This is a genomic window from Paenibacillus sp. BR2-3 (genome assembly GCF_046529485.1).
Taxonomy (GTDB): Bacteria; Bacillota; Bacilli; order Paenibacillales; family Paenibacillaceae; genus Paenibacillus_AQ.
The window spans coordinates 1,250,473-1,275,754 of the sequence record NZ_CP126311.1 but is presented as its reverse complement, the minus strand read 5'-3'; the positions used below and the strand labels follow the sequence as shown (position 1 = coordinate 1,275,754).

The following is a 25,282-nucleotide window of genomic DNA, read 5'->3' as shown; positions in this document are numbered from 1 at the left end:
CATACGAATTGTATAGTATTTCTGGTATGGGGATAAGATTGGCCAAGGGGGTATGATGTGAAATTTAACAATAATAAAAATAAAGATTATGTACAGTTGGCGGCTTCCATGTTCAGAACCGGAATTCTCGGCTACGGCGGGGGGCCATCCGTAATCCCGCTTATCCGGCATGATGCTGTAACGCGTTATAACTGGCTGAACGATGATGAGTTCGGGGAAACACTCGCTATCGCCAATGCCCTGCCGGGCCCGATTGCAACCAAAATGGCAGCCTACCTCGGCTACAGGCTAAAAGGCACAAAAGGAGCCATCGTCTCCATTCTCGCTCATATCCTTCCCAGCACTATAGCTATGATTGCCCTGTTGTCTGCGATTAACTATTTAAGCGGCTCCAAGGTTGTAGCAGGCATGATTGCAGGGGTATCCCCTGTTATTGCGGTCATGCTGGGGCTGATGGCTTACGAATTTGCGCAAAAAGCCTACAAAGGACTGGGGAAGTGGCTTAGTTTGGCTTTTTTCCTGCTGGCCCTGCTTCTGCTCGAAGTTCTTCGGCTGCACCCGGCCATTGTTATCGTACTCTTTCTAGGTTATGGAACCATTCATTTCCGTACTATTGCAAAGTTTAATCGCCAGCAGAACAAAAAAGGAGGAACGCCCTGATGGATTTGCTCGAACTGATTTTCGGCTTTTTTATGGCCAATCTGCTCGGCTACGGGGGCGGACCTTCCTCTATACCGCTCATGTATACGGAAATTGTTCCTCATTACGGCTGGCTCACCGACGAGCAATTCTCTAATATGCTGGCGCTGGGTAACGCTCTCCCGGGTCCTATTGCCACCAAAATCGCTGCTTATGTCGGCTATGACGTGTATGGCTGGCTTGGACTGACCGCCGCTTTGCTGGCTACAATCCTTCCATCAGCCGCAGCGCTCATTATATTGCTTCAGGTGATGCAGAAATATCGGCAATCCCCGATCGTAAAAGGCATGACCCTGCTTGTACAACCGGTCATTGCAGTTATGATGGCAGTACTCACCTGGAAAATGGCTAAAGGACCTGCAGATTCCATTGGATTCGGCCAGACGCTGGTCATTGCCGTCATTGCCTTCTTGGCCATTCAGCGTCTGAAGCTGCATCCGGCTTTGGTGATCATTGCCGCTTTTGCCTACGGGGCGCTTGTGCTCCGTTACACCGTCTAACTATTTCAAAATATACTGCGACAGGACGGCCTGGACTTCGTAAATATTCACGCTTTTGTTGAACGTCTTCTTCAGCGGGACCGCGCTGCTGGAAATGTAGAGGCACAGCTCGGCGTCCAGATCGAAATGTCCCGCTGTCTCCACGGAATAATGAGAGATGCTTTTATAAGGAATGGAATGGTACTCCGTTTTCTTGCCGGTTACACCCTGTTTATCCACCAGAATAAGGCGTTTGTCTGTAAAAATGAACATGTCCCGGATCAGCCTGTAGGCTCTTTCGATCTTTTCCTGCGGCGCAAGAATTTGTGCGTAGTCCCTTTGTACCTCAGTGATATCCACCTGCGAAGCATTTCCCAGAAATCCGTTAAAAAGCGCCATGATTCCATCCCCTTTTTCAAATAATAGAATTGGCAGTCTGTCCGCTGCCATACCCCATACTATTACAAATTCAAATAATTATTCGGTAATAATAATCTCATCCCATTTTTTCTTGGCTTAACCCCACAGGAAATCAAACAGGCTGCCTCTTCATCACGAAGAAGCAGCCTTCTTTTATATTGTATATCGTTATCAAATGAATAAAACTCAGGGTTATACTTACCGCCAAATACCCATAATCCATCCAAAGACAGAGATCCACAACGGAATACTGATTAAAATACCCCACAGCAGCCCAGTGGCAATGTTGCCTTCTGCAGGACGCACTATCTTTTCCGGATTCAGTTGAAGTCTCAACTCTTCTTGTTCCATGCGATCCCCTCCTAAAATATCATATCGTCACAGTAGAGGAAAAAATGTAGACCGCTTGACCCATAAAGTTAAATATTTAGTCTTTTTTAGATAGCAAGGGCTCAGCGGTTTCTATTTGTAAGTGCTTACATAACGATAATTACCCAAAATGGTATGCGCACAACCTTGGGCATTAGTACCAAGTCATTCAGTATATTCGTTAACTCTAGTCCAATATTACAGGTTTATTAGGATTTTGTAAATATTGGAACATGGTATGCAGCTGCTCCGCCGTATTCCGCTCCAGTGACAATTCCGGCAGCTCATCCTCCGCAAAAAAGGAAACACCGCTAGTCTCTACCCCTACCTCAGCCTCACCTCCGACAATATGGCAGAGAATGAACAGCTTATAAATATGATAAGCTTCGGGCGGGTGATTATGAAATTTCTTGTCCAGCACGGCCAGAAGCCGAACGGCCTGGGTCTCAAATCCCGACTCCTCCCGTATCTCCTTCACTGCCACTTCACTCGGGGAAAGTCCGATATCGGCCCAGCCCCCGGGGAGCGCCCATTTGCCGTCCAGCTTCTCACGAACCAGCAAAATACGATTGTCATGAAATACAACGCCGCGGATATCTGTCTTCGGAGTGCAGTAGCCCTCATCATTGGCAAAGGAAAGCCTGATTTTCTCCTTGCTTTCAAACGAGTAATTGGCCAGAATATCCACACTAAGCTCCCGCAAAGCCTGATAACGCTCGATATCATACACATCCTTGGCATAAGCCAGGCCGGTTTGCGCAATGGCCTGTATTTCTTTTGCCCACGATAACCATTTGTGCTCCACAGCTGCACCCCTTCTCCCAAATATCAAACCAATGTTACTGACAAAGCATTAAATGACGGGAAAATAATCCTTTTTTTGCTATACACCGGTCTGTAATCGTGAAGCCCGCTTCAATGATCATTTCATCCATAGGTTCAATCGCCACGATAACGACCTTATCCGCGATCCGCCGGGCATTCACAAGAATGGAGAACTGCTCCCCGGGTGTAATCCGTGAATATAAATTGTAGGGCATATCCACAATCGCCACATCGTAATGTTCTGTGATATCCGCAATATCACCAAGCGTGACCTCACTTGTGAACCCGAAATGGGCGATATTCGTCCGCGCTCCAGCGGCAATAAAAGGATTGATATCCCGTCCCACTATATTAATCCCCATAGAGAGCGCTTCTACCATCACCGTTCCGATTCCGCAGCAGGGATCAATGGCTCTGATGCCTGCCGGATTTGGGACGGCGATATTAACGGCTGCCCGGGCTACGCGGGTACTGAGGGCGATCGAATAGCTGCGCGGTTTTTTCATTTGACGGAACCAGGTTGCCTTATTCTTCTGATAATTCCCGAAGTACCAGCGACCACCCAGTGTAACTATTCCATACACGAGCTGCGGATGGTTTACATCAGCTTCTCCCTCAATACGCATGCCGATTTCCCGCTCGATAACTCTGCGTTCATCGTACTCTATTTTGTTCTCAGGAGACAGATCGTTGGTTTTTACAAATATAACCTTAAAGGTCTTTCCTTTGACTTCCACCTGTTCCGTTTGTGTGTAAATCTCGGGCAGACTGTCTCCCCCGTACATCACATCAATCCGCTCCTTGATAAAAGGACTGCGGCTCACATCGACTTCAATGTCACTTTCAAAAATCGAAGGCGGCATCTCCCGGCCAAATAGACAGCGCAGCTCCATCCGGCAAAGGGATAGCTCATCTTCCGAGCAGGCATATGTATATATAAATGCGGGCTTTCCACCATCATTATGCAAATCGATCTCATCCTCTTGTAAAATGTTCTAATGTTCTATGCTGACGCTTAATCAGTCTATCATACCAGGCTAGCCCTGTCATTCAAGCGGCTTTTTGATCCATTAGGTTATCTCCAGTATAATGAACCCTGTAGAAATGCATTTCAAGGAGGTACATAATCACTATGTCGTACGAATCATATTTCATGGAACACCGGGAGGAGCATCTCGATGAGCTGAAGCAATGGCTCACCATCCCCAGCATTTCCGCATTATCCGCGCACAAGGAGGATATCCGGACAGCTGCTCATTGGCTGCTGAACACCCTAAAGAACGCCGGACTCGAGAACATTGAGTTGCATCCTACAGCCGGTCATCCTGTTATATATGCCGATTATCTGCATGCGCCGGGTAAGCCGACAATCCTGGTGTACGGTCACTACGATGTGCAGCCGGTTGATCCGCTGAATTTGTGGACTACCCCGCCGTTCGAGCCGCAAATCCGTGACGGCAAGCTGTACGCCCGCGGTGCAACCGATGACAAAGGCCAAGTGTTCGTGCACATTAAAGCGCTTGAGGCCATTTTGAAGCAGGAAGGTACCCTTCCGGTGAATATCAAGCTTTGTATTGAAGGTGAAGAAGAGATCGGAAGCGCAAATCTGCCGCCATTCCTGGAAGCCAATAAGGATAAACTGGCAGCGGATGCCGTGCTCGTATCGGATACATCTCTCCTTGAACGCGGGCGTCCCGCCATCTGCACCGGATTACGCGGATTGTGCTCTATGGAGGTAGTAGTGAATACCGCTTCAACAGATTTACACTCCGGTTCTTTCGGCGGCGGTGTGCCTAATGCGCTTCACGCTCTCGTCTCTTTGCTGTCATCTCTGCATGACGATAAGGGACGCGTAGTCGTCGAAGGCTTCTATCAGGGAGTTCCGGAGTTGTCGCCGCTGATGCGCGAGGAGTTCGCCAAGCAAGGTGTGGATGAGGAGAAAGTCAGAGAAAACCTCGGACTCGAGGCATTATACGGTGAAGAAGGCTATACCTTTGTAGAGCGGGTCGGCGCTCGTCCAACGCTTGAGCTTAACGGTGTCTATGGCGGCTTCCAGGGCGAAGGCAGCAAGACCGTCATCCCGAAAGAGGCTCATGCCAAAATTACCTGTCGGCTTGTCGGCGATCAGGACCCGCAGCATATCCTTGATGCCATCGAGGCTCATCTCCAAGCAAACCTTCAAGCCGGAGCGAAACTGCAGGTGAAACAAATAGAGAAAGCGCGCGCCTTCAACATTGACCCGTCCCATCCGATTTTGCAGACTGCGGCCGATGCTTACGGCACAGTATACGGAACACGTGCTCTCTTTACGAAAGACGGGGGTTCCATTCCGATTATGGAGAGCTTCTCCCGTGTTCTGAAAGCGCCTGTAGTTCTGATGGGCTTTGGTCTGGACGACGAAAACCTGCATGCTCCGGATGAGCATTTTAATCTGGAGAATTTCGACAAGGGATTGCTTACGGTGGTTGAGTTTTTGAAGACACTATAAGATAAACCATTCGTTACAATATAGCTGAAAATAGATGGCTTCTCAGTTTATGAGGGGTCATCTTTGGGTTGCCAAAAAAGGGGGTGTCCCAAAAGCCATGAAAATGGCTGTGGGACATCTTTTTACTTTTAGAGAAAGATTGAAGTGAGTGTTTTGGATGGACGCTCCGCGAACGGACCGTTGCTCCATCGCTGTGGTCTCCAGATTTTATTTATTTTCCTTAGCGGTAAAAATCCGGAGACCAAGGCGAACGCTACCGCTTTTCCGCAATCGTTCCGTCCTCTCCGCTGCTTTGAGCGAAATTATTTCTTCAATCTTCTCTAGAAATAGCAAAAAGAAATCGCCTTACAAAACGCAAAAAAAGTCAACCTATTAAGATCGACTTTAGATTCCATAAAGAATTAATTGCAGTTAACTGTTAAAATTTCTTTTGAAGATTCGTTCACAGTAATCTCTAATGAACTACACACACTTGCCAAACATCTTACTGCTATATTCTCTTTCAATTCATTATTCATCACCCAATCTTTAGGAATGAATGTCATTTCTCCGTTCTCACTTATGTATGAACGTTGAAAAAAATTCCACATATCATATATATCCTTTGGTGCAGTTCATAAGCAATGGGATTAAAAGTACCTTTTGATATCAATTCTAACATTTGATTCTTTGAACTAATATTCACCTCACTAAGCATGTATTGTAGCTTTTCTTTATATTTAACTACCTTACACTTTTGAAAATGTGATGCCACTTCATCTAGAACCTGTTTTTCAGTTAGATCATCAAATATAGGAATGTGGAGTACACCATCAGCGCTGCTGTTTATAAAAGGAAATAGAAAGTACTGTGTTAATGGAGAGAACTCACTGTTTGAACTCGTTTCTACATTTATTCTAATAATTTCCGGTTTTTCTTTAGTTGCTTCATTATACATTTTATTCAACTGGTTTAATCGGATGTCTATCACACGATTGTATAAGTTCATAGAATTTCCCACTCCTGATGTTGATAATAAAGAAAGGACGCATTTTTTGCGCCCTTTCTCTTAACTGGACAGTGAAAAGTTCTACAACTTTAAGAAGCCAGAGAATCGTGCTCAACATGAGTGTTCTCCTGCTTGGATTTAATTATTTTCGTTATGGATAAGTGCGGATTTTGCACAAACAAGCGAAAAATAGACTTGCGTAAATAAGCGGCAACGGTAGCCTCAGACACCACGGCATGGGACGGCGTACGCAGATAGCGGAAAAACAGCCCCGGCGTCCGGCCTGAAAAATGCAGGCTAACCAGCTGCAGCAATCCCATCGCGATGCACTGGCACATCACGAATCCCTCGATCGCCTGAAGCGTCCGCTGAATTCGCTGCCGGTCTTGTTCGTCCTTTACCGCTTTGAGTGGGTGAGCTTCCTCTTTTTTCAGAAACCGGTTCAGCTTCGGCATGGACTTGCTCCAGAAGCGGTAGCCGAAGGCGCCGATGACCTGCTTCATTTCCCGAAACGTACACTCGATCTTGAAGCGATAGCCATACAAGCGGATGATGTCTGTGGCAGCTAAGGTCAGATCGGTACTGACCAAAATGGAGGGGCGGCCCTGATGCACCACCAGCACAAAGCGCAATTCCTGATACAAGCCCTGTCCCCAAAGCAGATCCAGGCATAGAAATTGCACCTTCTCTTCTTTGCCATACAGGGGAACGGTGGCGGTTTGAAAATCGGCAGCGCGAGTCGTGAACCACTCCTTCAGTTTGACCGCCTTGCCTTTTTTCGCCGGTCGGCCACGTCCTGGCTTCTTGGCCGCAGGGCGTTCATAGGCCACCACGTTGGATTTGGCTTTCGTCACCAGATGCATCCGGGCTTCGGAGGCGAGATGGCACGCCTGCAACCGCTTCAAGGCCGGAACCGACAAGAAGTAACGATCCAAGAGCAACAGCGCTTGACCGAAGCCTTTCGCAGCCTCGAACCCTTGTTCAATCATCTGAACGACGTGGGAAGGCGGCTCCGGCTCGTTGTCCGCTTTCTTCCAGCCCAGGATGGTCTGGACGCCGTCTTGCAGATTCATGAACAAGGGCAAGCAGAACCATTTCCGGGAATCGCCGACCAGAATGCCGATGGCCCCAAACAGGTGACCGAAAATATAATTGCCCTTGGAGACGTTTTCGGATTCCTGATGGAGCTTCTTGACGCCCGGCATCCGGCGACCTTCCTTGGCTTGCTTCATGCCATCGCCGACGAGTACCACGCGATCCTGAATCACCAGCAGGGGCGCAGACTGGCGAACGACCTGAAGCCACATCCGCCGTAAGGATGACGGAGACCAAGCCGAAGAACGGAAGAAGTGAATGAGCGTCTCATAGCAGCCGCCATTCAGGGAGAGGTCCCGAATCACAGAAGTCACGCCCAGATGGTCGGAGCGCAGCATAAAGCCGATGACCAAAACAACGAACCACTCGAAAGTGGCTTGTCTGGAGAAGCACGAACGGAAGGGAAGTAAAAGTTCATTCACGTATTTGAGCATAGGTATGGTCAATCGCTCGGAAATGAGGTACACTTTTTGTCGTAACCCATTTAGCGATTGGATCTCCTTTCTGTGTGAGAACTAAAAGGATACCATACCATCGTCTGATTGGGTTATTTTTCTATGTTACGATTTTTCGACAAGAACTTTTGACTGTCCAGCTCTTAATTTGTAGTAAATATAACTTTTGCCCCTTCTGTTGGCAGGTTAAAGTTCGTCGCATTAGTCACACTGACGGGTTATTCTATTTATGCTCTAAATTCTAACCGCTCCCGGACAAAATGCGCACCGGCAATCTTGATAGAGACAAGAGGAGTGTATCCCACTTAATCCAAAACACTCCAACTTTGGCCTCTTGCCCGCCCCCTTGGGATAAAATAGACAAGCGTTCGTCGAATTTTGCGTAAAGAAAAAAACCCTTATATCCTAAGGGTTGTTGTTAATTATTTATGGAGCGGGTGATGGGAATCGAACCCACGCTATTAGCTTGGAAGGCTAAAGTTCTACCATTGAACTACACCCGCGACTTAAAGTAAGACAAGAAATAGTATAGCACTTTTCCGGATAAAAAACAACAATTATAGATTTGACTTCATCTCCAGCTTAATCTCTTTCAGAAAAGTTCTCTCGAACTCCAACGCTTCAACCGGTTTACCGAATAAATAACCCTGCGCCTCATGGCAATGCTGCTGGCGCAAAAACTGCAGCTGATCCTTATTCTCCACACCCTCCGCAGTCACCTTAAGCTTCAGGTGATGGGCCATAGAAGTAATGGTCGAGACAATCGCTGCATTATTGCTGTCTTCCATGACCTCCTGGACAAAGGAACGGTCGATTTTCAAACGGTCGATCGGCATATTCTTCAAGTAATGCAGGGAGCTGTAGCCTGTCCCGAAATCGTCAATGCTGATATATACGCCCAGCTCTTTCAGCCTTTTCAGTTGCTCAAAGGTCGTCTCCTTATCCAGCGTCATGCTCTCTGTAATTTCCAGATCGACATAACACGGATCTAATCCGATATCACTCAGGATCGAACCGATTTTACCTGCCAGATTCGGCTGCAGGAATTGGCGCATCGACAGATTCACGGAGACGCAAATGGGCCGGTAACCGGCATCCTGCCACTTCTTGTTCTGAAGAGAGGCTGTTTTGAGCACCCATTCGCCAATAGATACGATCAGTCCGCTCTCCTCGGCAATGGGAATGAATTCTGCCGGAGAGACCAGCCCCCGTTTCGGATGATCCCAGCGCAGCAGGGCTTCCATGCCCACAACTTCCTCGGTTTCCAATTCAACCTGCGGCTGATATACAAGATGGAATTCATCACGCTCCAGCGCTCTCCGCAAATCATTTTCCAGCTTCAGGCGTTCCTTCGCCTTCATCTGCATAGCAGGTACAAAGCGGCGGATCTCAACCCCTTGATCTTTGGCGTTATGTACTGCCGTATCCGCATTCTGAACCAGCTGCTCCGCAGTATCCCCGTCCCCCGGAAAAAAGCTTATTCCCAAACTAAGCGATATATGATATTCTCCGGATTCCAGCTCAATGGGCGATTCGAATAACCGCAGCAGCTCTCTGGCCCGAATTACACTCCCCTCAAGACTGGCTCTATCCGTCATCAGAAAAGCAAACTCGTCAGCTCCCATACTGAACAATTCCTCATTAGGTCTGGCTTCACCAGCTATTCGTTCGGATACCGTCTGCAGTAGACGGTCACCGGCAAAATGTCCAAGGGAGTCGTTGATATTCTTGAAATGATTGATATTCATAATTACAATCGCCAAGAAGTATTTAACCCTGTCTTTCTCTCCGCCTACAATGACCTCTTCTACCCTCTGCATTAAACGGCGTCTGTTGGGAAGTCCGGTCAAATCATCATGATATGCCAGGTAATTTATTTGCGCTTCGATCTCCTGCTTCTCTTGAAAAGGTTCCTCAATCGTTAACCGGTAAACGCCCGTCAGCATCAGGTAATAGGCAGCGCCGCTGCAGATCATGCCGAATAGATAATGTAAATCATTTATACTAACCGGCTTCATAAAGAAGGCCTGTCCCAGAACAAAAAAGATCAGCGCCCGAATAATAATAAGCAGCGAAGCCGACCTCTCCCCCGATCGCGGATGCACAATGACAGCAACAGCCAGCAGATAGATAAAGAGCACCACCATATCGATCACTTGCTTCAGTGAATCCAGTCCCGATTGGCTCATTACCTGCGGAATCAGTATATGGCCGAAGGCAATTAATAGCAGCGAGGACAAGATCAGGACAAGCGCCCTGCGGAATACCCGGCTTTTGACGTTAACGGAAACCGGTAAATCCTCTTTGCTAAAAATAAATAATATACCGATTGAACTCGCAAGACGTGACAAGGTTAGTATCCATAGCGAATCTTCAGAGCTGATATAGGAAGATATCATTGGGATACCTATAAAGCCCAGCGTGTGCAAAAAATCAAAAATGCATACTCCTAAAAAGAGCGCTGAAGAGTATAATCTCTCCCTTGATAAACGGTTAGAAAAAAACAGCCAACCCTGTGCGAAAATAGCAAAAGCAAAGGCAACATTGATGCTGCCAGCAATGAGATAGAATGCAGACAGCATGTCCCAATTATCAAAACGGTCAAGAGAAGTGTGAAATATTTGAACCAGAAGGAAGAGCACTGCTCCCCCAATAGCCGCATGAATGGTCTTTTTCTCTTCTTGTTTCATATATCCCTCGCGTCTTGAAATGTCTTAATTAAATTAATTAATTATCTCCTATGTATAAATATCGGCTGGATAGCCCTGTAAAGTTACACTGTTCTTTCGACAAAATAAAAGAAAAGCAGCCGAGTTCCTTAATTTCAATAGCTTTGTAATACATGAAAATGAAAATCCGGGAAATTAGCTAAAAAAAACGTTACAAAAAGGCGATTTCTTTGAGTTGTTCTAAAAGTATTGTAGAAAAGATTCCCGCTGAAAGCAGCGGAGAGGACGGAACGATTGCGGAGAAGCGATAGCGTTCGCCTTTGTCTCCGGATTTACCCGCTAAGGGTAATTCAGAAAATCTGGAGACAACAGCGATTGTAGCAACGGTCCGTTCGCGGAGCGTCCGCCCAGAACACCTGCCTCCCTCCTACTCCAAAGCAAAGGGTTTTCCCAGCAGCTATTTACATGGCTTCGGGACACCCCTTCTCTTAAATTAAAAAGTTAAAACATGGAGTGAAACTTTCTTATATTTCAAGAAAAAAAGCACCTTCCCTTGATTCAGGGTCAGTGCTTCTGCAAGTTCTACTTTTCTCCAAACGTTACTTCCGGGGTTGTGAGCTTGTCATAGAAATCAACAGCCTTGTCCTTATCAAAGGAAGAACGCAAAGCCATAGCGGAACGCGGATGCTCATCAAGAGTACCCGTAATCATGTAAGGAATAATATATCCCCACTCTTCTTTTTCCCGCAAAGGAATCATAAGGCGTTCTACAATATCAAGAACCGGGCGAAGAGTATAGCGTGTATTTTTCAAATGCGTAACCAGCAGCTCGGTTGGGCAATTGCCTGCCGCACGTCCCATTCCGTAGCAGGAAGCGTCAAGCAGCTCTACACCTTTTTCTGCGGCAATAAGAGTGTTGGAGAACGCAAGCTGCAGGTTATTATGGGTGTGTACACCGAGACGTTTATTAGGCAGATGCGTTTTGAATTTCTCAATCAGGTAATTCATATCGTTATGATCCAGACTGCCATAGGAATCCACTATGTAGACAACATCTACCACACTTTCACGGATTTGTTCAAAAGCTTCAAGCAGTTCATTCTCCATCACATTCGACAACGCCATAATGTTGATTGTCGTTTCATAGCCCAGATCATGAAAGGTCTGTACCAGCTGAAGAGCCTTGTCCACATCCTTGCTGTAGCAAGCCACCCGTATCAGATCCAGCATACTTTCACTGCGGGGCAAAATATCATTCTCATCCACACGTCCGATATCCACCAGGGCCGAGAGCTTGGTATGACCCTTCTGCGGAATAACTTTCCGGAGGAAATCGTCATTAAGGAAACGCCATGGGCCTGCATCTTCAGCCCCTTTGAGCAATTTGGGAGAATTTTTATAACCGATCTCCATATAATCAACACCGGCTTCGTTAAGTCCGGCGTACAGGTTTTGTACAAATTCCACACTAAAGTCCCAGTTGTTCACAAGTCCTCCGTCGCGAATGGTACAATCGACGATTTTGCTTTGATTAGTCTTCACAATAAATTCTCCTCTCAACTATACATCCTTATTATCCCATTAAACCTATGCAAGTAATCATTATCCAATAATACTTTAAGGGTGATTAGAATGTAAAGAATATTCCAACCCTCCGCCTTATATGTTGATACACACATGACGCATTGACATAAATCACTGAAAACCAATGAAAATAATGCTACAGTACAAGAAATAATTGAGATTGATTATCAGTCTCTCTCGGGGGTGTTCAATTTGGTTTCATCATCCTGCTCCCTGCTTCACTTACAACCGGGCTCTATCGGTTCGATTCATAGCATTCAGGGAATGAATCCCGTTCTACGCCGCCGTCTTGCCGACCTTGGCGTTTCAGAAGGTGTTGTTATTAGTCTCAAAGGAAAAGGGCCGTTTCTCGGACCTGTTACTCTCGAATGCAACGGCCAGCTGTTCGCCATTCGCCGGAAGGAAGCTTCAAAAATCGAGGTGAATGTATCATGAGCTCTATCGCACTCGTAGGTAATCCTAACACAGGTAAAACCTCTCTTTTTAATACACTAACCTCATCCTATGAATATGTAGGCAACTGGGCTGGCGTAACCGTAGAGAAAAAAGTAGGCAGTCTGAAAAACGGCGCCGGTAAGCTCATCGATCTGCCTGGTATTTACTCTCTGCACCCCCTTTCCCGTGACGAGGGCGTCGCCGCCCAATACCTGCTTGAGGAATCTCCCGAAGCACTCATTAACATTGTCGATGCATCACAGCTGGAGCGGAATCTGCTGCTTACACTTCAACTGCTTGAATACGGAAAACCAACTGTACTGGGATTAAATATGATAGATGTCGCCAAAGCGCGCGGCATTCATGTCAATCCGGAAGTATTACAAGCCCGACTAGGCATCACCGTTCTGCCGCTAATCGCCAGAACCGGTAAAGGCAGCGAACAGGTTCTCAATATTTTGGAGAAGTCCTTCTCGATCCCTAACGTCCATTTCAAACTTTCTTACGGGGATATTGCTGAGCATGCTATATCTTCCATTGAAAGAGAATTGCAGAACATAACAGATCTGCCTAACAGTCGCTGGATCGCCCTGCAGCTGCTGGAACAAAATCCGGTTATCCTGGAATTTTTGAAATCACGCGCGGATACGGTGAAGTTACTGTCAATCTGTGAAGCTTGTCAAAGCGAGCTACAGGTGAAGAAGCTGGCCTTGACTCTGCCGCAATGGATCCGATCAATCCGAATGAATTACATCCGCTCCTTATGCCAGGCTGCCCTCGATACATCGGGCCAAAAGCCTCATAACCTGACAGAACGTCTTGATTCCCTGTTGACACACCGTTTTCTGGGACTGCCCTTATTTATTTTCTTTATGTATGCTCTATTCAAAACTACGTTCGACTGGGTCGGTGGACCTTCTTCGGACATCGTAGATGGCCTGATCTCCGGTCCAATTAGCGAAGGAGCGGCAAAGCTTCTCCAGTATGTTGGAGCCTCCAGCTTCACTCATGACCTAATTGTAGATGGTATTATCGGCGGTGTTGGCGGCGTGCTGGTCTTCGTTCCGCAAATTTTCATCCTGTTTCTGATTATCTCCTTCCTGGAGGATTCCGGTTACATGGCCCGGGTATGTCTGCTTATGGACAGCACCATGGAGAGAATGGGACTCAACGGCAAATCATTCATCCCTTTTATTATCGGTTTTGGCTGCAATGTTCCGGCTATTATGGCGGCGCGAAGTATTGAACAGCCTAAAGACCGGATGCTGACCACCCTGCTGATGCCGCTGATGTCCTGCTCCGCGAGACTTCCGGTATACGCCTTGTTTGCAGCTGTATTCTTTCCGACGCAGCAAGCAACGGCTATTTTATCAATGTACGTGATGGGGATTGTATTCGCTTTGCTTCTGTGCAAGCTGTTCTCCAGATACTTATTTAAGAATGAATCCTCCATCTTTATTATCGAGCTGCCTCCTTACCGGCTTCCGCAGATTAAGACGCTGTCACGCAGCACATGGGAGAAAGGTAAAGGATTTCTGCGCAAAGCTGGAACGATTATCCTTGCCGGTTCAGTAATCATCTGGCTGATGTCTTATGCTGGCCCAGGAGGTTTGGGAGTGGAGATGGACTCCAGTTTTCTGGCGAAATTCGGCGGTTTGATAGCTCCTTTGCTCGAACCGCTCGGTTTCGGAACATGGCAGGCAGGCTCTACACTAGTGCCAGGCTTCCTGGCTAAAGAAGTGGTTGTATCCACCATGAATATTATTTACCACACTTCGGATATAACCGGACTGGAAGGCCAGATTACTCAAGTGTTCACACCGCTAAGCTCGATCAGCTTCATGGCCTTTATTCTGCTCTACACTCCTTGTCTGGCAACCGTAGGTGTTATTAAAAAGGAAACAGCTTCCTGGAAGTGGACCTTTTTCTCCATCGGTTATTCCCTTGTCCTTGCGTATGTAGTGTCACTGATTATTTTTCAGGGCGGTCGGTTATTAGGCTGGGCATAGTTGTAAATCCGAAAATTTTTCTTGAGGAAAGCGGGGCACGATCATGATAAATGTGCTTATTATAGGGCTTATATTCGGATATGCAGGCTGGATCCTGTACCGTCATGTTCAGAAGGGTAAAAAAGGAGCCTGCTCTGGCTGCGATAAGGGAAAAACCTGTGAGGCTGCATCTACCCTATTCTCCTGCGGCGGCGGAGCCGTCGACAGCAAGCGATAAGAGCGCTTTTGAAGCAGAAATTGAAGACAAAATGGTTTAAATTCTTGGCATACGGGTATGTTTGTTATAAGCAACAGCAACCAGACTAACCAAGGAGGGATACCAATGAACACTAAGAAAACCCTGTTTACTACAATCGCACTCGGTGCCGTGTATTTACTGAAGAACAAGGAAACCCGTAATAAAGTGATGAATGGCATTCAATCCTTTACTTCACAAGCCAAAGGTAAAAAATCAGGCGGCACAGTCTAGATTCATTTTCCTGATCATGATCTCGTCCTAATATTTTTCTAAAACAAGGGGTTTCCCGTAAGCCACTCCAATGGCAGCCGGGAAACCCCTTGTTTTTTCGTGAAAGCTTACGAGGTTATTAGGTCCGAACGTTTCCATTCGTTTATACGGCTTGGCTCAGCAGCCATTCCAGTAGGGTGCGAACCATAACCCCCGTAGCTCCCTTTGGATTCACTCCACGCTCCTTGGACAGGAAAGCTGTTCCGGCGATGTCCAGATGGATCCACGGCATTTCTTCGGCGAAGGTGCCAATGAACAGGCCTGCTGTAATGGCAGCCCCAGATCCCCCTGCAGCATTGCGGATATCAGCGACTTCACTCTTCAGCATGTTTTTAAATTCCGGATAAGCCGGAAGCGGCCATAGGTTCTCCCCTGTCTTTCTGGAGGCTGCGGTAAGCTCCTGTAAGAATGCTTCATCGTTGGTTACAGCTCCAGTAGCCACATCCCCCAAGGCTGAACGTACAGCCCCTGTCAGCGTGGCTATATCTATAATGCGTTCTGCCCCCCACTCCCTGGCGTAGGTTAGCGCATCTGCCAGCACAACCCGTCCTTCAGCATCCGTATTGAGAATTTCTATGGTACGTCCGCTGAGTGAAGTTATGACATCACCGGGCTTGAAAGCATTGGCTGACAGCATGTTCTCAGCGGAAGGAATGACCATAACCACGTTGATCCGTGGATGCAATCTGCCCAAAGCCTCCATAACCCCCAATACGGCCGCAGCGCCGCCCATATCGCTGATCATATCTTCCATTCCGGGGGCACGCTTCAGGGAGACACCGCCTGTATCGAAAGTAATGCCTTTACCGATCAGTCCAATGACATTCGCCCAATGTCCGGTTCCCTGATAGCGGATGACGATCATACGCGGCGGATTTACACTGCCCTTGCCGACAGCCAGCAGTCCACCCATACCCTTCTGTCCGATCTCGCGTTCATCCAGCACCTCTACCGGGAAGCCATATTTATCTGCAATCTCTACTGCAGCCACGGCCAGATCAGCCGGAACCAGCAAATTGCCCGGAATATTAGTCAAATTACGCGCTAAAAGAGTGGCTTCCCCAAAAGCCTGCCCCTTTTCTATTCCCTTAGTCCAACGTTCACCCTCTGCTGCTTCAAGCTGCTCCTTCATATAGAATACAGCCGATGAAATTACTGCGTACGGAGGCTGCTCCCTTTTATAATGCTTCCTTACATAAGAACCCAGCAGCAGTCCTTCAGTAAGTACATGGGCGGTTGTTACTGTATCCTTCTCTACAGTTATTATGTTCATTTCAGAAGGCAGCTGAACCACTAGACTCTCCGCCTTGAGCTTAACTGCCGCCCTTGCTATGCTGGCTGACATTAGGCGCAAATCATCTGTACGGAGCTCCTGGCCTCCTCTGCCGGCTAGGATCGTAACCGGGAAGGCTGAAGGGTTCACCGAAGGCAGAATATAAGTTTGATGTAATTTCCCTTCGAATAAGCCCAGCTCTCCCAAACGTCTCAGGGTGCCGTCCCAATCTGGCGAGAAACCTTCTCCCTTTACTTCCGATTCCGACAGGATCAGAATCAGAACATCGCTCTTTAACTCCGAAAGCGGAATGCCGCTGCTCCAGCCAATATTCATTGTTTGCTCCTCCACCCGGATTTATTTTCTAATGATATGCATTGTAACATAAGAAGGCTGATTCCCATCGGTCAGTGATGCACCGTTAGAATCAGCCTATAATAACCTTGGTTATGTGCCTTACTGTATCAGAGGTAGAGAGATTATGAAGCTGGTGCCCTCATTTACTCTGCTGTTGACAGTTATGCAACCCCCGTGATTTTTAATGATTCGATCGCTGACCGACAAGCCCAGCCCCGTCCCATTCTCTTTCGTTGTAAAAAAAGGATCAAATAGCCGGTCCAGGGTGCAAATGTCCATCCCTTTTCCATTGTCAGAAATAAAGATGCGGACCTCTGCCCCGTTGCGGCGTGCTCCAATTTCCACTTTCCCTATATACTCGTCATCTCTTTCTGGAATCGCTTCCATAGCATTTCTAATAATGTTGAGGATCACTTGCTTCATTTGCTTTACATCGACAGAAATATTCAATTCATCGGAAAAAGGATGCAGGTGGATCTCGCAGCCTTTCATCAAGGCTTCACTCTCTGTCAACAGAACGACTTCCTTCAGTAGTACAGAGACAGGTATAACGCCAACCTGAGGAACCGAGGGCTTGGATGATGTCAGAAATTCATGAATAATATCATTCGCCCGATCAATCTCCGCCAAAATAATTTTGGCATACTCGTCCTTTCCGAGCTGATGCAGATGCGGACGGAGCAATTGGATAAATCCACGGATTGCCGTCAACGGATTACGAATTTCGTGGGCTATGGAAGCAGACAATTTACCAAGCATAGCCAAGTTATCATTCTGATAGGCCGTTTGTTCAATGAGCTTATAATCAGAAATCTCTTTAATAACGAATAAGTAGTGCCCATTCATCTTCTCCCCTGAAGACACGGTAACCCGCCAATATCGGCCAAATTCATCTGCAAATTCATGGCTCTGTTTTCCCTTGTATACGGTCTCCCGATAAATGGACAGCAATCTTCTTTTTCTAAAACGGCTTAATTGGATGTGGGTTAACAGATTAAGAAACGTGCATCCCACAAGAGCGTGGCGCTTAAGCTCAAGTATTCCATACATCTGATTGTTAATAAAGCTAAGAACCCCTTCTTCATCAAAAAGCATAATTCCGCTGTCAATATGCTCCAGAACATTCTCGTATGTAGTATCCAAAATACCGGATTGAAACGATCTTGCTGATAACAGCAACCCTTCTTGATATTCTCGTAACACGATTCGAAGTCCCCCTTCTACTGCAATTGACGAAGCCGCTCTACAACACGACATCAAATTACTATGTATATGAGTATATGACGAAGCCACCAGAACATTCGGGTTTTGCTTCATAAAATCCAACCGTATTAACTATATTCCAATCATATCCAAGAGAAGCAGACAACGCAATCGGAGAAACTGTCGAAAAATAAATATATTATTAATGATTTTTTGGGACACACGACAAAAAGCCTCCGCTTTTGGGGGAGGCTTCCTAAAAATATAAAAAAAATTCATCTTAGTGAATGATTAGGCTTTTTGCTGCAAGCGATGGCGCCGTTGGCTCATTACAGCCAGCCGTTTCTTCAGTTCCCGTTCCCATTTGGCATCCCCGATTTGTTTGGCTACAGCGAGCAGATCAAGCGCCATATCAATCTGGTTCCGTACAATGGCCAGCGGATCCTCGGTTTCCATATTTATAACATTTTCAAAAATAGATTCTTCGTCTTCCATGACGTAATCCTGAAAATCCACATCGGTTACGCCGTCGCCATGCGCATATTCCGCCAGGATCTCATATTCATTTTCTACCTTGTAATGAACCTCCACCCGGTGACATACCGGACAAAAAAGCAGGGGAACATTATGGACTTGCGTGCGATAATGTTTAAGCGTTCCCTTAGTACCTACCATACTCGCTCCACAGCAAAAGCTCATGATTGCTCACCCTCCCAGGTTAATTTCAATGGTTTCGTATTATTGTATTACATAATGCCGATGGTGATTCCTTACTTTTCAAGAGATCCGCAATCTTCACGCCTGTTTTGTTGCAAAAAGCCCCCTTATACCGGAAATATAACCCGGTAAAAGGAGGCTTCTCTAAGTATTTCAAAGATCGCCGGATAAGAAACCTTACAGATTCTTGTCGCCCGGTTTCCAGTTCATCGCGCACAGACCGCCCGATTGAAGTGCTTGAAGCACACGAAGCGTTTCCTCTACGCTGCGGCCTACATCGTTATGGTTAACGACCTGATATTTCAGTTCGCCTTCCGGATCGATAATGAACAAACCGCGAAGTGCAATGCCTTCTTCTTCGATCAATACACCGTAATCCTTAGCAACTTTCTTCGTGATATCCGCAGCAAGCGGGAAGTTCAGTTGGCCAAGGCCATTAGAGTCCTTGGGTGTGCTGATCCATGCTTTGTGGCTGTGGATTGAATCGACGCTGACACCAAGAATTTCTGTATCGAGTGCAGCAAATTGGCCAGCCGCATCGCTCAGAGCTGTGATCTCAGTCGGGCATACAAATGTGAAATCGAGCGGATAGAAGAAGAATACAAGCCATTTGCCACGATAGTCGGACAAGCTTACCTTACCAAAATCTGCACCGTCACCGGATACGGTTTCCATTGTAAAATCCGGAGCTGGTCTACCTACCAAACGTTCTGCCATTGCTTAAATCCTCCTTTGATTATGTAAGAAAAACAGCTGGGGCAATCATCCCGGGGGCGATCTGCTCAGTCTATGCTTTTCTTGATATGAGAGTTAGTGAATACCCTTGCTGCTACATACCAAATGGTATCATCGTACAAAATCAAAGTCAAGATTATATTGATTACTTTTTTATAATTATTATAAATAAGCAATATTTTGTGACGATTTACGCTTTGCGGATAGCCGCAGCTATCAGATCGCCCATCTCCGTGGTGCTGATCGCCTTACTCTTATCCACCGCGATATCGCTGGTACGGTGACCTGCATCAAGAACCTCCGCTACGGCAGCTTCAATCGCTGCGGCTGCATCCTCATAACCGAAGGTTAAGCGGAACATTAACGCCAGCGAAAGAATGGTCGCAATCGGGTTAGCCAGTCCTTGTCCGGCAATGTCAGGCGCAGAGCCGTGTACGGGCTCGTACAATCCATAGCTGCCTTCACCCATCGAAGCCGAAGCAAGCATACCAATGGAGCCGGTCAGCATAGCCGCTTCATCGCTGAGAATGTCGCCGAACATGTTCTCGGTGACGATAACGTCAAAGCTGGATGGACGGCGCAGAAGCTGCATAGCGCAGTTATCAACCAGTACGTGCTCCAGCTCTACATCCGGATATTCCGGTGCAAGCTTGTTGACAACCTCACGCCATAAGCGTGAGGTCTCCAGTACGTTTGCCTTGTCAACAGATGCCAGCTTTTTCCGGCGTTTTTGGGCAATTTCGAACGCCTGGCGCACAATCCGCTCAACTTCCGTAACATTGTATACGCAAGTGTCGACGGCTTCTTCTCCATGTTCACCTTGGCGGCGAAGCTTCTCGCCGAAATAAATGCCGCCTGTCAGCTCGCGCACAACCATAAGGTCAGTGCCTTCCAGTACTTCAGGCTTCAACGTAGAGGCATCCTTTAAGCAATCAAATACAACGGCAGGACGCAGGTTAGAAAACAACCCCAGCGCTTTACGGATACCAAGCAATCCTGTCTCCGGACGAAGCTCTTTCGGGTTATTGTCCCATTTCGGTCCGCCTACAGCCCCCAGCAGGACTGCATCCGCACTGCGGCAGATTTCCAGCGTATCTTCCGGCAGCGGTGTTCCCCTCTCATCAATGGCTATTCCGCCAAACAGAGCATGCTCTGTTTCAAATGCATAGCCGAATACCTCTTCGGTCACTTTTAATACTTTTTCCGCTTCAGCTACTACCTCAGGTCCGATGCCGTCTCCGGCGATTACCGCGATTTTTTTTACGATGCTCATCAAGGTCACTCCTCTAGTGTTCTGCTGTCCGCAGACATAGTTCTTCTGTATATTGTTTTAACATACTGCGGTCAAAAGGACAAAGATATACATTCTATGGCCTTAATAGGAATAACCTATAAGAAGATGTGCATTTGCTCTTGTTTCTTAAGTTGTCTACAATTAGTATGCAGTTGTTAAATGCAGGCAATTTTAAATTCATTGAAGGAGTGATTGCGAAGTGCAGTACGCAAAGCTTGGTAAATCCGGTATGAAGGTTAGCCGCCTCTGTCTGGGAACGATGAATTTTGGTCCGCAAACGGATGAGAAGGAAGCCTTCCGTATTATGGACACTGCTTTGGATGCCGGAGTTAATTTTTTTGATACCGCCAACGTCTACGGGTGGGGTGAGCATTCCGGCCTTACGGAGAGCATTATCGGCCGCTGGTTCAAACAGGGCGGCGGACGGCGGGAAAAAGTTGTACTTGCTACAAAAGTATACGGCAAGATGAATGAACAGCTGGACGGCCCCAACGATGAAGCAGGCCTTTCTTCTTATATCATACGGCGTCACCTGGAGGCTTCGCTGCAGCGCCTGCAGACGGATCATATCGAGTTGTACCAGATGCACCATGTTGACCGCAGTGTGTGCTGGGACGAGCTGTGGGGGGCCTTTGAGCTGGCTGTCAGTCAAGGTAAAATCGGTTACGTCGGCTCCAGCAACTTTGCCGGTTGGGATATTGCCGTAGCACAGCAGGAGGCTAAAGCACGCGGGTTCCTCGGCCTGGTATCAGAGCAGCATAAATACAGCCTCACCTGCCGTCTGCCTGAGCTGGAAGTGCTGCCTGCGTCCCGAAGCCTCGGGCTTGGCATTATTCCTTGGAGTCCTTTGGACGGGGGCCTGCTTGGCCGCAATGCACTCAAAAAAATCGAAGGCAGCCGCAGTGGAGGCAATGCAGAACGCGTAGAACAGCATCAAAGCCAGCTGGAAGCCTTTGCAAGCTTAAGCCAGGAGCTTGGCGAGCCCCAGGACAATATTGCTCTGGCATGGCTCCTTACAAATCCAGCCGTAACGGCACCCATCATCGGACCGCGGACACTGGAGCAGTTCGAGAGCGCTCTGCGCAGTCTTGAAGTCGTCCTGGACGAGTCTGTGCTCGCCCGTCTGGATGAGATTTTTCCGGGTCCAGGCGGAGAAGCGCCTAAAGCGTACGCCTGGTAATATAACCGCCATCCTGAAGGGGTATTCGTAAGCCATTGTGCTGACGGATGGCCCTTTTTGAATACAAGAAAGGAGTCCTCCTCCAGATTTCCTGATGTGTACCGCTGTCTGCGTTTAAATCCAGAGACAGCCTCTGCTTTCGTAGCGAGCTTTCCTGCTGAAAGCTTTCGGGCGGTCGCTGTCGCTCCTCCAGTTCCATAATTCCCCTTCGTGACTTCTACCTTTTTGAAGCGGTGTAAATCCGGAGACCCATGCGACCGCTGCAGCTTTTCGGCAATCGTTCCGTCCTCTCTGCCCGGTTCAGCGTAACCCTTCAGTAACCCTTCAGGTCCATCTCAAGCTTTGCTCTTTGGTTTACTGGGCTTTCCTTGGCGTATGAGCATTAGCAGGAAAAACTCCCTTTAATTCAGAAAATAAACCGTTTTTAAGAGAATTATAGGGAAATTATTCCACTAAATTTATTATATAGATATCCGGCCATAAAAGAGGCGAACACTCACATTAGAGGGAGAAATTCCCGTTATTTCTTCTCGTGGGAGTGTTACGCCACCATTAGAGGGAGAAATTCCCGTTAATTCATCTCGCGGGAGTGTTACGTCACCATTAAGAGGAGAAATTCCCGTTAATTCATTTCCACAGCGCGGAGGGCCCTGCGGGATTCTGGAGATACGATAGTTTTCGCCTATAACAGCGATCGCAAGACCCCTCCAAACCCCTAGTCGCTTGATTCACGATTGGTCAACCGCTGTTTTTGGTTTTGAGCCGGTATCTTTAGTTCAACTTATATAGAACTCCCGTTTGTTTATTTACTCCGCCACATTCACCGTCACACTTCCGTTGCTTGTTGACACATCAACAGTATGAGTGCCTTCTCCCAGCACAGCAGTTCCATGGTTATCCCCGTCACGTTCCCAGGGCACATTGCCGTTTAAAGAACCGTTGCTTGTATCCGCTGTAACCCTGGCATCTGTCCCTGCCGGCAGCCCCAGTATGACCTTTCCATTACTTGAGGTGCATTTCCAGTTGCCTGTTATCGCTGAATTAATCGTTATCTTGCCATTGCTGCTCTTGGCAGACAATGATCCGTCGATATTATCCAGTGTGATCGCTCCGTTCGAGCTGACCAATTCTACTCCACCCTGTATATTCTTCGCAGTTAATGTGCCATTACTGGAATGGGCCTTTACACCACCAGCTATATCATGAAGATCCATAGTTCCGTTGGATGTTTCGGCAGTTAACCCGGATTGAAGCTCCAAAGCTTCGATCGAGCCGTCGCTCGTGTCAATTTCCACGGCCAGATCCTGAGGAACGCTCACATTCAGATGAGGACTTTCACTGTAAAACCCGAACTGAAGGCTCGACAGCCAATTCGTCTCTACATCCAGCGTCATAACAAGAGTATCTCCCTCTGTCGTTACTTTCCACTTCTTCTCCAGCGCACTTTCAGCTTCACTCTGTGTGCTGCCGGGAACAAGCAGACTGCCTTCATAGTCAAGAGAACTGCCGCTAACACCATTGATTTTCACTTTTCCATTGGGTATGGATATCTTCACTGCCTTGATATCCGATTTCACTTCCTGCGTTCCGCTAAGCGGCGCAAGCTTCATATTGCCAAGCAGGCTGCTTAACGAGCCCCCAGACAGCAGCGATTGGCCTGCGCTGGCAGCGGTTATCAACAGGATTAGAACGATTGCCCAGCCGCTTACACGGCTTTTGACATCCGAACGAAACACAAGGCGGCCCAGCATTTCCACGCCAAACACAATAAGTAATGCCGGCCATAAATAGCCGAGCGCCGCATAAGTCACCTTATCATACTGCGCAAGTGCAATAATAACTCCCAAAGCAATACAGCCAATCGCCGCAGTTAAACTGCCGACCTTCCATCTCCCCATTGCCTTTCCTCCCGATCCTCTATGCTCTGGTATTATTTTTCAGCATCCGCAGCCCGTAGCCTATCAGACCCACTGACAGCAGGATGGTACCAATGTTAATTTGGGTCAGTATTCTCCACAGTGCAGGAAATGCCGTAATCAGCAGCAGCAAAACTCCGGCAACCACACAAGCACCGCCGACCCATACCGGATTGAAATCATCCTGGGGGTAGCCCGGAGGCGCATGCATATCGTATGACCATGGAGCGCCAAAGCTGTCCGGATGAAACATCAGCCGCTCATGCTCCGCTGCGGATATTTTCATCCAGGTCGCCTTTTGCAGCGCATCAAACAATTGATAGAACCATAATGCGGCCAGTGCGAAAGGAAAGACCATAGGCATCGACGGGATAAAAATAATGCATATAAACGCTCCGACCATAAATTGCAGGCCCAATTTTTTGAATCCCAAATACATATGGCCCACACCCGGCACCATAGCCAGCATGAACGTAAGCCAGCGCTTCTTTTTGATCATGAAATTTCCTCCTGAATATTTTTATTTGTTAAAAAGTTGAGTAGACTGAGAACCGAACCATACGTTTACCGAGTTTGACATCTGACCGTTAATTTCAGATATTTGATAAGCCAGTCCCTCAAAAACACCGAATTGAAATAATAAAAAAGTCAGGCTTGCGGCCAGGCTGTAATGCACCCATGACGTTCGGGGAGTATAACGGCGTCTTGACGGCGCTGATTCGTTAACCCGTTTGCTCCGACCGGCCTCGATCAGCTCAATTTCCGCCATAACCGCCGCCGTAAGATCCGGAATATGCCCCACATCCTGCACATCTATATTCCTTTCCATTTCTCTCCAAAACTCAGCCATCTCACGGGCTTCCTCCAGACTTTGAACACAACCGGGACAGGATTCTATGTGAAGCCTAATGATCAGCTCTCTCTCGGGAGACAGCAAACCTTCGATATAATGCGGCAGCCACTCTTTTACCCGTTCACAATTCATCGCCATTCCTCCCCTTGTCTGCGCATCATTTGTCTGGCACGATATAACTGTGACTCCACCGTTTTGACAGAAACTCCTTTTTGCTGAGCAATTTCCTGATAGGAATGCCGCTGAAAATAGTACAGCTGTACGACCGACCGGTACGGTTCCGCAAGGCTGTTCAGATTCTCATCCAGTTCAGCAGACGCTTCTTTACGAAGTGCCGCTTGCTCCGGCGTTTGCGACGTTACCCAGTCATTCTCTGTATAGGCCGCAGTACTGCGGTGCCGCCATTCCCTGTCGTTAGCCCGTTTCCAGTCCAGACAGGTTCGATAAGCTATCCTGTAGAGCCAGGTCGAGAATGAGGATTGTCCCCGGAAGGAGGGGAGCGCTTTATACGCTTTTATAAAAACCTCCTGGGCCATGTCCTTGGCCGACTCGGCTTCTCCTGTAATCTTGACGCATACACTGTATACCAGGCCCTGATAACGTGTCACCAAATGCCCGAAGGCCTCATGTTGACCGCTGAGCACGGCAGAAATCCACTCCGCCTCTTCCAGTATTCTCCCCTCCTCCAGCTTCTTTAGGTTAGACGATGCCTATCCCTTATTCCCTGCAAC

At 47.6% G+C, this 25,282-nt stretch carries 25 protein-coding genes and 1 tRNA gene; 8 read left to right on the top strand and 18 right to left on the bottom strand.

All coding sequences use genetic code 11. The features are described 5' to 3' along the window. The first annotated feature begins 57 nt into the window (after window positions 1-57). Window positions 58-660 carry a chromate transporter gene (locus PaeBR_RS06125; protein WP_410513985.1) on the top strand — a complete coding sequence of 201 codons (603 nt, stop codon included), beginning with the start codon at window positions 58-60 and terminating at the stop codon, window positions 658-660. Next, window positions 660-1,199 carry a chromate transporter gene (locus PaeBR_RS06120; RefSeq protein ID WP_410513984.1) on the top strand — a complete coding sequence of 180 codons (540 nt, stop codon included), beginning with the start codon at window positions 660-662 and terminating at the stop codon, window positions 1,197-1,199. Before PaeBR_RS06125 ends, PaeBR_RS06120 begins: the two co-directional genes overlap by 1 nt. On the opposite strand, the gene PaeBR_RS06115 is transcribed toward PaeBR_RS06120, so the two are convergent. The 4 genes from PaeBR_RS06115 to PaeBR_RS06100 all read right to left on the bottom strand — a co-directional run bounded on the left by PaeBR_RS06115 (window position 1,200) and on the right by PaeBR_RS06100 (window position 3,760). After that, entirely contained in the window at window positions 1,200-1,577 is a 378-nt protein-coding gene (locus tag PaeBR_RS06115) for a PH domain-containing protein (protein WP_410513983.1), read from the bottom strand. It lies immediately after the preceding gene. A 219-nt stretch (window positions 1,578-1,796) separates the two neighbouring features. Continuing rightward, the gene (locus PaeBR_RS06110) at window positions 1,797-1,949 is read right to left on the bottom strand and encodes a hypothetical protein (RefSeq protein WP_410513982.1); all 153 of its coding nucleotides are present in this window, start codon (window positions 1,947-1,949) and stop codon (window positions 1,797-1,799) included. 205 nt (window positions 1,950-2,154) lie between these two features. Then, a complete protein-coding gene (locus tag PaeBR_RS06105; RefSeq protein WP_410513981.1) occupies window positions 2,155-2,772 on the bottom strand; it encodes an NUDIX hydrolase in 618 nt (205 codons plus the stop codon). Between the two features lie 34 nt (window positions 2,773-2,806). After that, the gene (locus PaeBR_RS06100) at window positions 2,807-3,760 is read right to left on the bottom strand and encodes a TRM11 family SAM-dependent methyltransferase (RefSeq protein WP_410513980.1); all 954 of its coding nucleotides are present in this window, start codon (window positions 3,758-3,760) and stop codon (window positions 2,807-2,809) included. A gap of 164 nt (window positions 3,761-3,924) precedes the next feature. Between PaeBR_RS06100 and PaeBR_RS06095 the strand changes: the two genes are divergently transcribed. Then, entirely contained in the window at window positions 3,925-5,280 is a 1,356-nt protein-coding gene (locus PaeBR_RS06095; protein WP_410513979.1) for a dipeptidase, read from the top strand. A gap of 559 nt (window positions 5,281-5,839) precedes the next feature. Here PaeBR_RS06095 and PaeBR_RS06090 read toward each other — a convergent pair. The 5 genes from PaeBR_RS06090 to PaeBR_RS06070 all read right to left on the bottom strand — a co-directional run bounded on the left by PaeBR_RS06090 (window position 5,840) and on the right by PaeBR_RS06070 (window position 12,029). Further along, window positions 5,840-6,268 carry a hypothetical protein gene (locus PaeBR_RS06090; protein ID WP_410513978.1) on the bottom strand — a complete coding sequence of 143 codons (429 nt, stop codon included), beginning with the start codon at window positions 6,266-6,268 and terminating at the stop codon, window positions 5,840-5,842. A gap of 89 nt (window positions 6,269-6,357) precedes the next feature. After that, entirely contained in the window at window positions 6,358-7,797 is a 1,440-nt protein-coding gene (locus PaeBR_RS06085; RefSeq protein ID WP_410511969.1) for a transposase, read from the bottom strand. 450 nt (window positions 7,798-8,247) lie between these two features. Further along, window positions 8,248-8,321: transfer RNA gene (locus PaeBR_RS06080), tRNA-Gly, on the bottom strand. A 54-nt stretch (window positions 8,322-8,375) separates the two neighbouring features. Beyond that, a complete protein-coding gene (locus PaeBR_RS06075) occupies window positions 8,376-10,508 on the bottom strand; it encodes a putative bifunctional diguanylate cyclase/phosphodiesterase (RefSeq protein ID WP_410513977.1) in 2,133 nt (710 codons plus the stop codon). 561 nt (window positions 10,509-11,069) lie between these two features. Beyond that, the gene (locus tag PaeBR_RS06070; RefSeq protein WP_410513976.1) at window positions 11,070-12,029 is read right to left on the bottom strand and encodes an aldolase catalytic domain-containing protein; all 960 of its coding nucleotides are present in this window, start codon (window positions 12,027-12,029) and stop codon (window positions 11,070-11,072) included. A gap of 234 nt (window positions 12,030-12,263) precedes the next feature. Here PaeBR_RS06070 and PaeBR_RS06065 point away from each other — a divergent pair, with 234 nt between their 5' ends. The 4 genes from PaeBR_RS06065 (at window position 12,264) to PaeBR_RS06050 (ending at window position 14,984) form a co-directional block, all read left to right on the top strand. Further along, the gene (locus PaeBR_RS06065) at window positions 12,264-12,506 is read left to right on the top strand and encodes a ferrous iron transport protein A (RefSeq protein WP_410513975.1); all 243 of its coding nucleotides are present in this window, start codon (window positions 12,264-12,266) and stop codon (window positions 12,504-12,506) included. Next, complete coding sequence (gene feoB / locus PaeBR_RS06060) at window positions 12,503-14,515, top strand: ferrous iron transport protein B (RefSeq protein ID WP_410513974.1); 2,013 nt, start codon at window positions 12,503-12,505, stop codon at window positions 14,513-14,515. The genes PaeBR_RS06065 and feoB overlap by 4 nt, the downstream gene beginning before the upstream one ends. A 43-nt stretch (window positions 14,516-14,558) precedes the next feature. Further along, window positions 14,559-14,732 carry a FeoB-associated Cys-rich membrane protein gene (locus PaeBR_RS06055; RefSeq protein WP_410513973.1) on the top strand — a complete coding sequence of 58 codons (174 nt, stop codon included), beginning with the start codon at window positions 14,559-14,561 and terminating at the stop codon, window positions 14,730-14,732. 105 nt (window positions 14,733-14,837) lie between these two features. Further along, a complete protein-coding gene (locus PaeBR_RS06050) occupies window positions 14,838-14,984 on the top strand; it encodes a hypothetical protein (protein WP_410513972.1) in 147 nt (48 codons plus the stop codon). A 142-nt stretch (window positions 14,985-15,126) separates the two neighbouring features. Here the strand turns inward: PaeBR_RS06050 and PaeBR_RS06045 are convergent, their stop codons facing one another. The 5 genes from PaeBR_RS06045 to leuB all read right to left on the bottom strand — a co-directional run bounded on the left by PaeBR_RS06045 (window position 15,127) and on the right by leuB (window position 20,581). Beyond that, window positions 15,127-16,632 (bottom strand): leucyl aminopeptidase, encoded by a 1,506-nt coding sequence (locus tag PaeBR_RS06045; RefSeq protein WP_410513971.1) that lies wholly within the window; start codon window positions 16,630-16,632, stop codon window positions 15,127-15,129. Window positions 16,633-16,752: 120 nt separating this feature from the next. Further along, window positions 16,753-17,856, bottom strand: coding sequence for a two-component system sensor histidine kinase NtrB (locus tag PaeBR_RS06040; RefSeq protein ID WP_410513970.1), 1,104 nt, complete (start codon window positions 17,854-17,856; stop codon window positions 16,753-16,755). Between the two features lie 291 nt (window positions 17,857-18,147). Further along, window positions 18,148-18,555 (bottom strand): hypothetical protein, encoded by a 408-nt coding sequence (locus PaeBR_RS06035; RefSeq protein WP_410513969.1) that lies wholly within the window; start codon window positions 18,553-18,555, stop codon window positions 18,148-18,150. Between the two features lie 195 nt (window positions 18,556-18,750). After that, window positions 18,751-19,290: a peroxiredoxin gene (locus PaeBR_RS06030; protein ID WP_410513968.1), complete on the bottom strand. Its 540-nt coding sequence runs from the start codon at window positions 19,288-19,290 to the stop codon at window positions 18,751-18,753. A 208-nt stretch (window positions 19,291-19,498) separates the two neighbouring features. Continuing rightward, the gene (gene leuB / locus PaeBR_RS06025; RefSeq protein ID WP_410513967.1) at window positions 19,499-20,581 is read right to left on the bottom strand and encodes a 3-isopropylmalate dehydrogenase; all 1,083 of its coding nucleotides are present in this window, start codon (window positions 20,579-20,581) and stop codon (window positions 19,499-19,501) included. A gap of 220 nt (window positions 20,582-20,801) precedes the next feature. On the opposite strand from leuB, the gene PaeBR_RS06020 reads away from it, so the two are divergent. Further along, window positions 20,802-21,782 (top strand): aldo/keto reductase, encoded by a 981-nt coding sequence (locus PaeBR_RS06020; protein WP_410513966.1) that lies wholly within the window; start codon window positions 20,802-20,804, stop codon window positions 21,780-21,782. 806 nt (window positions 21,783-22,588) lie between these two features. On the opposite strand, the gene PaeBR_RS06015 is transcribed toward PaeBR_RS06020, so the two are convergent. From PaeBR_RS06015 to PaeBR_RS06000, 4 genes are read right to left on the bottom strand one after another with little or no spacing between them, the layout of a single operon-like run. Next, window positions 22,589-23,680: a DUF4097 family beta strand repeat-containing protein gene (locus PaeBR_RS06015; protein ID WP_410513965.1), complete on the bottom strand. Its 1,092-nt coding sequence runs from the start codon at window positions 23,678-23,680 to the stop codon at window positions 22,589-22,591. Between the two features lie 19 nt (window positions 23,681-23,699). Next, window positions 23,700-24,197, bottom strand: coding sequence for a hypothetical protein (locus PaeBR_RS06010; RefSeq protein ID WP_410513964.1), 498 nt, complete (start codon window positions 24,195-24,197; stop codon window positions 23,700-23,702). Between the two features lie 21 nt (window positions 24,198-24,218). Continuing rightward, window positions 24,219-24,683, bottom strand: coding sequence for an anti-sigma factor family protein (locus tag PaeBR_RS06005; RefSeq protein WP_410513963.1), 465 nt, complete (start codon window positions 24,681-24,683; stop codon window positions 24,219-24,221). Continuing rightward, window positions 24,680-25,204 (bottom strand): RNA polymerase sigma factor, encoded by a 525-nt coding sequence (locus PaeBR_RS06000; RefSeq protein WP_410515090.1) that lies wholly within the window; start codon window positions 25,202-25,204, stop codon window positions 24,680-24,682. Before PaeBR_RS06000 ends, PaeBR_RS06005 begins: the two co-directional genes overlap by 4 nt. Between the last annotated feature and the right edge of the window lie 78 nt (window positions 25,205-25,282).

Coding starts and splice junctions, on each gene's coding strand:
- PaeBR_RS06035 (WP_410513969.1), bottom strand. CDS start 18,555: ATGAGCTTTTGCTGTGGAGCGAGTATGGTAGGTACTAAGGGAACGCTT.
- leuB (WP_410513967.1), bottom strand. CDS start 20,581: ATGAGCATCGTAAAAAAAATCGCGGTAATCGCCGGAGACGGCATCGGA.
- PaeBR_RS06115 (WP_410513983.1), bottom strand. CDS start 1,577: ATGGCGCTTTTTAACGGATTTCTGGGAAATGCTTCGCAGGTGGATATC.
- PaeBR_RS06030 (WP_410513968.1), bottom strand. CDS start 19,290: ATGGCAGAACGTTTGGTAGGTAGACCAGCTCCGGATTTTACAATGGAA.
- PaeBR_RS06050 (WP_410513972.1), top strand. CDS start 14,838: ATGAACACTAAGAAAACCCTGTTTACTACAATCGCACTCGGTGCCGTG.
- feoB (WP_410513974.1), top strand. CDS start 12,503: ATGAGCTCTATCGCACTCGTAGGTAATCCTAACACAGGTAAAACCTCT.
- PaeBR_RS06015 (WP_410513965.1), bottom strand. CDS start 23,680: ATGGGGAGATGGAAGGTCGGCAGTTTAACTGCGGCGATTGGCTGTATT.
- PaeBR_RS06055 (WP_410513973.1), top strand. CDS start 14,559: ATGATAAATGTGCTTATTATAGGGCTTATATTCGGATATGCAGGCTGG.
- PaeBR_RS06085 (WP_410511969.1), bottom strand. CDS start 7,797: ATGCTCAAATACGTGAATGAACTTTTACTTCCCTTCCGTTCGTGCTTC.
- PaeBR_RS06090 (WP_410513978.1), bottom strand. CDS start 6,268: ATGAACTTATACAATCGTGTGATAGACATCCGATTAAACCAGTTGAAT.
- PaeBR_RS06045 (WP_410513971.1), bottom strand. CDS start 16,632: ATGAATATTGGCTGGAGCAGCGGCATTCCGCTTTCGGAGTTAAAGAGC.
- PaeBR_RS06110 (WP_410513982.1), bottom strand. CDS start 1,949: ATGGAACAAGAAGAGTTGAGACTTCAACTGAATCCGGAAAAGATAGTG.
- PaeBR_RS06005 (WP_410513963.1), bottom strand. CDS start 24,683: ATGAATTGTGAACGGGTAAAAGAGTGGCTGCCGCATTATATCGAAGGT.
- PaeBR_RS06095 (WP_410513979.1), top strand. CDS start 3,925: ATGTCGTACGAATCATATTTCATGGAACACCGGGAGGAGCATCTCGAT.
- PaeBR_RS06075 (WP_410513977.1), bottom strand. CDS start 10,508: ATGAAACAAGAAGAGAAAAAGACCATTCATGCGGCTATTGGGGGAGCA.
- PaeBR_RS06010 (WP_410513964.1), bottom strand. CDS start 24,197: ATGATCAAAAAGAAGCGCTGGCTTACGTTCATGCTGGCTATGGTGCCG.
- PaeBR_RS06120 (WP_410513984.1), top strand. CDS start 660: ATGGATTTGCTCGAACTGATTTTCGGCTTTTTTATGGCCAATCTGCTC.